Origin of the sequence: Hydrogenophaga sp. (genome assembly GCF_018780385.1) — a bacterium.
GTDB lineage: Bacteria > Pseudomonadota > Gammaproteobacteria > Burkholderiales > Burkholderiaceae_C > Hydrogenophaga.
On sequence record NZ_JADMJO010000128.1, the window covers coordinates 1 to 4,854 of the forward strand.

A 4,854-nucleotide genomic window follows, 5' to 3' on the forward strand; every position below is an offset into this window, starting at 1 on the left:
TAGTACTCGGCCAGGTGCTCGTTGTAGAGCTTGGACAGCGGGAACCGGTTGTCGATCCAGTTCAGTGCCTTCTGACCAATCGGTGCGTCGGGGGAAATTTCTTTGAATTCAGCCATGGGGATGCCTCTGTGATCCGTTGTCTGTCAGCGCCGCTCAGGCCTGCTTGTCTTCGCCAACCAGCAGTTTCGTGTCGGAGATGTAGTAGTGCGGCGGCACTTCCAGGTTGTCGGGCGCTGGCTTGTTCTTGAACACACGACCCGCCAGATCAAAGGTGGAGCCATGGCAAGCGCACAGGAAACCGCCCTGCCAGTCGTCGGGCAACGAGGGTTGGGGACCTGGGGTGAGCCTGTCACCGGGCGAGCAACCCAGGTGGGTACAGATACCCACGGTCACCAGGAGCTCGGGCTTGATGGAGCGGTGGTGATTCTTGGCGTACTCGGGTGTGGGCACCGCATTGCGCGCCGATTCAGGATCTGCCAGCTGGTCAGCGATTTTTTCCAGCTCGGCAAGTTGCTCGGGAGTGCGGCGCATGATCCACACAGGCTTGCCGCGCCACTCGACCACGATCTTCTCGCCAGGGAGGATGCCCGACACATCGACTTCGACCGCTGCACCTGCGGCTTTGGCACGCTCGGATGGCTGGAATGTGCTCACGAAGGGCACAGCGACAGCGGCTGCACCCACGCCACCCATGGCGCAGGAGGTGATCAGCCAGGTGCGGCGGCTGCTGTTCGCAGGCGCGTGGACGGTTGCTTCACTCATGGAACTCTTTCAATGAGAACTTCAGGTCAGGACATTCGGGACAACCCGGCATTGTACTGGAGCAAACCGGGCCTACCAGAGCTTGCCGGGGTACAGGACTGGGCTATTGGAGGTGAGGGCCACGGGCTGTCGAATCGGTCTCAATGCGCAGCTGTCGGCAGCGTGCCCAACCCTTGTGTGAGAATCAATTTTGCCCATCAACCGAGCCGGACGATGGTCATCGCCAACAACCAACTACCGAGGGGAAACACCATGAGCGTAATGCAGGAATTCAAGGAGTTCGCCGTCAAGGGCAATGTCATCGACCTGGCAGTGGGCGTGATCATCGGGGGTGCGTTCGGCAAGATCGTCACGTCGATGGTGGACGACATCATCATGCCCATCGTGGGCTCGATCTTCGGCAACCTCGACTTCACCAATCTGTATGTGACGCTGGGCAAGGTGCCCGAGGGAACAGCTCCCACGCTGGCGGCCCTCAAGACCGCCGGCGTGCCCACGCTGGCCTATGGCAACTTCATCACCGTGGCCATCAACTTCACCATCCTCGCGTTCATCATCTTCATGATGGTCAAGCAGGTCAACCGACTCAAGCGAGAGACTCCCCCAGCGCCCGTGGCGACACCGGAAGACGTGGTGCTGTTGCGCGAGATCCGAGACAGCCTCAGGAAGTAACGGCCGCTGCCAAGGCAGCGTCGATCGCCGCCAGCAGGCTGCTGGCGCTGGCTCGCCCCGTACCCGCGATGTCGAAGGCGGTTCCATGGTCGGGGCTGGTGCGCACGAACGGGAGGCCCAGCGTGGTGTTTACGCCATCGTCCAGACCCAGCAGCTTGACGGGGATCAGTCCCTGGTCGTGGTACATGGCCACCACAACGTCAAAGCCCCCTTGCCGGGCACGCATGAACACGGTGTCCGGTGCGTGCGGCCCGCTGGCGTCCACGCCTTCCTGCCGCGCGCGTTCGATGGCCGGCGCAATGACGTCCCTGTCTTCCAACCCGAACAGGCCGCCCTCTCCCGCATGCGGGTTCAGCCCCGCCACCGCAATGCGGGGCCGCGCCACACCGGAGCGCAGAAAGCAGGCATTTGTGATGCGGATCGTCTGCAGCACCTGCTCGGTGGTCACGGCATCCAGCGCCTGCCGGAGCGACACATGAATGCTCACCAGCACCGTGCTCAGGCCCGGGCAACTCAGCATCATGCGCACGGGCAGCGCAGACACTGGCACGCCCAGGTGTGTCGCGCTCAATGCCTGCAGCAGCTCGGTGTGTCCGGGATGCTCGACGCCCGCTGCGGCCAGGGCTTCCTTGTGGATGGGCGCAGTCACCACGGCACGCGAGCGCCCCTCCAGCGCAGCCTTCGCTGCCCACTCGACACAATCAGCGGCTGCGCGCCCGGCATGCGCACTGACGTGCCCGAACTCCGCCGGTTGCACCATGCGGCACGCCTGCACCACCGCCATGCAGCCCGGTGGCACAGCCGCCAGATCGGAGAGGTCGGCGATCTCGGCCACCATCAACGGAGCCGATCCGGTCGCGACCAGCCGCGCAGCCTTGGAGAGAGTGAGCGCGTCGCCAGCCACCACGATCTGCCCAAGCAGTTCGGGCCGCTCGCCGAAGGCTTTGGCGATGATTTCCGGGCCGACGCCCGCCGGGTCTCCCATCGTCAGGACAATGGGGCTGATGCGGCCTGAACGGCGAGTTGAAGACGGGTTCATCGGGACTCAAGCCGGGTTGTCGATGTCGATGAACACATGTTCCAGCCCGAGCTGGGCCGCCACATGCGCGCCCACCGCAGGTGCGCCGTAACGCTCGGACGCATGGTGGCCACAAGCGATGTAGGCCACACCGCACTCGCGCGCATAGTGGGCTTGTGGCTCGGAGATCTCACCGGTGATGAATACGTCAGCCCCAGCGGCGATGGCGGCTTCGAAGTAGCCCTGCGCCCCCCCCGTGCACAGAGCCACGTGCTGCACCGGCCGATCGGGTTCGGCCACCAGCGTGACGGCGCGACCCAGTTGCACAGCCACATGGTCGGCCAGCTCCGCTGCCGATGCCGACGACCTGTGGCCCATGAAGCCCAGTGCTTGATCGCCAAAGCGGCCACGCGCATCGGTGTAGAGCGCCACCCCCAGCCGTTGCGCCAACTGGGCGTTGTTGCCCAGCTCGGCGTGAGCGTCCAGCGGCAGGTGGTAGGCCAGCAGGTTGATGTCGTGGGCCAGCAGTCGGGACAGGCGTTGCTTCATCCAACCCGTGACCCGCCCATCCTGCCCGCGCCAGAACAGGCCGTGATGCACCAGGATCGCGTCGGCCCCTTCCGCAATGGCGGCGTCGATCAGGGCACGGCTGGCCGTCACACCACTGACGAGCTTTCGCACTTCGGAACGCCCTTCCACCTGCAGCCCATTGGGGCCGTAGTCCTTGAACTGCGCGGGCTGGAGCAACTGGTCCAGGGCCTCGGTCAGCGCAGCTCGGGTAACTGCCGATGGCAGTGAGAAAGGGGTCGTCATGGGGTGTCCGGGTTCCACAGAGGCAACAACAGCTGCCCATTCTGACACTGGGTCAATGCTTCCCCCGGGCGTGCGCAGCGCATGGCTTGAAGACCGCATGTGAGCACCCATTTGCGGGACAATCACCATTCCGGCCCATGGCGGTGCTCGCAGATCGCTCGTGCTCAACCCCAACCCTGCTCCCTCATGAAACGTCTCTGGCTCCTGTTCGCCCAAACCGTCACCGTGCTGGTGGCGGCCCTGTTTGTGGTGGCCACCCTGCAACCCCAGTGGCTGGGACGCTCCGCCTCCGTCGCTTCGGTGGTGCCCGTGCTGGAAGCCCCTTCGGTAGGCAGTGCGGCATCCAGTGGAGCCGGTTCAACCAGCTTTCGCGATGCTGCGCGCGCGGCGTCGCCAGCGGTGGTGAGCATCAACACCAGCAAGGCCGCGGTCAGCGGCGCCCAGAACGCAGACCCCTGGTTTCGGTTCTTTTTCGGCGATCAAGCCCAGAGCCAGCCACAAAGCGGTCTGGGATCGGGCGTGATCGTGAGCCCGGCGGGCTACGTGTTGACCAACAACCACGTGATCGAAGAAGCCGACGAGATAGAAGTCATCCTCAACGACGGGCGCAAGAGCGCAGCCAAGGTGATCGGCACGGATCCGGAAACCGATCTCGCCATCCTGAAGATCGAGCTCACAGACCTGCCGGTGATCACGCTGGGCAATTCCGATGCCCTGGAGATCGGTGATCAGGTGCTGGCCATCGGCAACCCCTTCGGTGTCGGGCAGACCGTCACCAGCGGCATCGTGAGCGCGTTGGGGCGCACGCAACTGGGCATCAACACCTTCGAGAACTTCATCCAGACGGACGCAGCCATCAATCCGGGCAATTCCGGCGGTGCATTGGTGGATGTAAACGGGCATTTGATGGGTATCAACACGGCCATCTATTCGCGCTCGGGTGGATCCATGGGGATCGGTTTTGCCATTCCCACGTCCACCGCGCGCAGCGTGCTGGACGCGATCGTGCGTGATGGGCAAGTGACGCGCGGCTGGATCGGGGTGGAGCCCCAGGACCTCACCGCCGAACTGGCCGAGAGCTTTGGCTTGCAGGCCGGGACCGGTGTGGTCATCACGGGGGTGCTGCAAAACGGGCCCGCCGCTCAGGCCGGCATACGGCCCGGTGACGTGATCACCGCCGTAGGGGGCAAGACCGTGACCAACGTGCCCCAACTCCTGTCCGCCGTGGCAGCACTCCAGCCTGGCACCGCATCTCCTCTGGACGTGACCCGGCGCGACGGCAAGATTCAGCTTCAGGTGACGCCCGGCCGACGCAACATTGCGCGCCAGGCAGCGGCGCGCTGAACCGATTCAGGAGGAAGCCGATTCCTTTTCGGCTGCCTCAGCCTCGGTGGGTGCCGAGGCCTTGATGAACCATTGCGCGCCCCAAATACCAATCTCGTAGAGGATGCACATGGGCACGGCGAGAGCCAACTGCGAGATCACGTCGGGAGGCGTGACCACCGCTGCGATGACGAAGGCCACCACGATGAAGTAGCCGCGGAACTCCTTGAGCTTCTGCACCGTCACCATGTTCATCTTGACCAGCA

6 protein-coding genes are annotated in these 4,854 nt (G+C 64.2%); 2 read left to right on the plus strand and 4 right to left on the minus strand.

The genetic code is table 11. From position 1 onward, the window contains the following. Positions 1 to 153: 153 nt before the first annotated feature. Positions 154 to 762, minus strand: coding sequence for a ubiquinol-cytochrome c reductase iron-sulfur subunit (petA, locus tag IV113_RS24075; RefSeq protein WP_056273180.1), 609 nt, complete (start codon positions 760 to 762; stop codon positions 154 to 156). Positions 763 to 1,014: 252 nt separating this feature from the next. On the opposite strand from petA, the gene mscL reads away from it, so the two are divergent. Next, on the plus strand, positions 1,015 to 1,434 hold the full coding sequence (gene mscL / locus IV113_RS24080) for a large conductance mechanosensitive channel protein MscL (RefSeq protein ID WP_291090657.1): 420 nt from the start codon (positions 1,015 to 1,017) through the stop codon (positions 1,432 to 1,434). On the opposite strand, the gene pdxA is transcribed toward mscL, so the two are convergent. Together pdxA and IV113_RS24090 are read right to left on the minus strand one after the other, a co-directional pair. Next, entirely contained in the window at positions 1,424 to 2,473 is a 1,050-nt protein-coding gene (gene pdxA / locus IV113_RS24085) for a 4-hydroxythreonine-4-phosphate dehydrogenase PdxA (RefSeq protein WP_291090659.1), read from the minus strand. The two genes, mscL and pdxA, sit on opposite strands and share 11 nt — an antisense overlap. A gap of 6 nt (positions 2,474 to 2,479) precedes the next feature. Then, a complete protein-coding gene (locus IV113_RS24090) occupies positions 2,480 to 3,265 on the minus strand; it encodes a Nif3-like dinuclear metal center hexameric protein (RefSeq protein ID WP_291090661.1) in 786 nt (261 codons plus the stop codon). Positions 3,266 to 3,451: 186 nt separating this feature from the next. Here IV113_RS24090 and IV113_RS24095 point away from each other — a divergent pair, with 186 nt between their 5' ends. Then, positions 3,452 to 4,609 carry a Do family serine endopeptidase gene (locus IV113_RS24095; RefSeq protein ID WP_291090663.1) on the plus strand — a complete coding sequence of 386 codons (1,158 nt, stop codon included), beginning with the start codon at positions 3,452 to 3,454 and terminating at the stop codon, positions 4,607 to 4,609. A gap of 6 nt (positions 4,610 to 4,615) precedes the next feature. Here the strand turns inward: IV113_RS24095 and IV113_RS24100 are convergent. Beyond that, the coding region (locus IV113_RS24100; RefSeq protein WP_291090665.1) for a twin-arginine translocase subunit TatC at positions 4,616 to 4,854 on the minus strand (239 nt) is incomplete at its 5' end.

What these genes read in the sequence shown, in the direction of transcription:
- petA (WP_056273180.1), bottom strand. Translation starts at nt 762, where the DNA reads ATGAGTGAAGCAACCGTCCACGCGCCTGCGAACAGCAGCCGCCGCACC.
- IV113_RS24095 (WP_291090663.1), top strand. Translation starts at nt 3,452, where the DNA reads ATGAAACGTCTCTGGCTCCTGTTCGCCCAAACCGTCACCGTGCTGGTG.
- IV113_RS24090 (WP_291090661.1), bottom strand. Translation starts at nt 3,265, where the DNA reads ATGACGACCCCTTTCTCACTGCCATCGGCAGTTACCCGAGCTGCGCTG.
- pdxA (WP_291090659.1), bottom strand. Translation starts at nt 2,473, where the DNA reads ATGAACCCGTCTTCAACTCGCCGTTCAGGCCGCATCAGCCCCATTGTC.
- mscL (WP_291090657.1), top strand. Translation starts at nt 1,015, where the DNA reads ATGAGCGTAATGCAGGAATTCAAGGAGTTCGCCGTCAAGGGCAATGTC.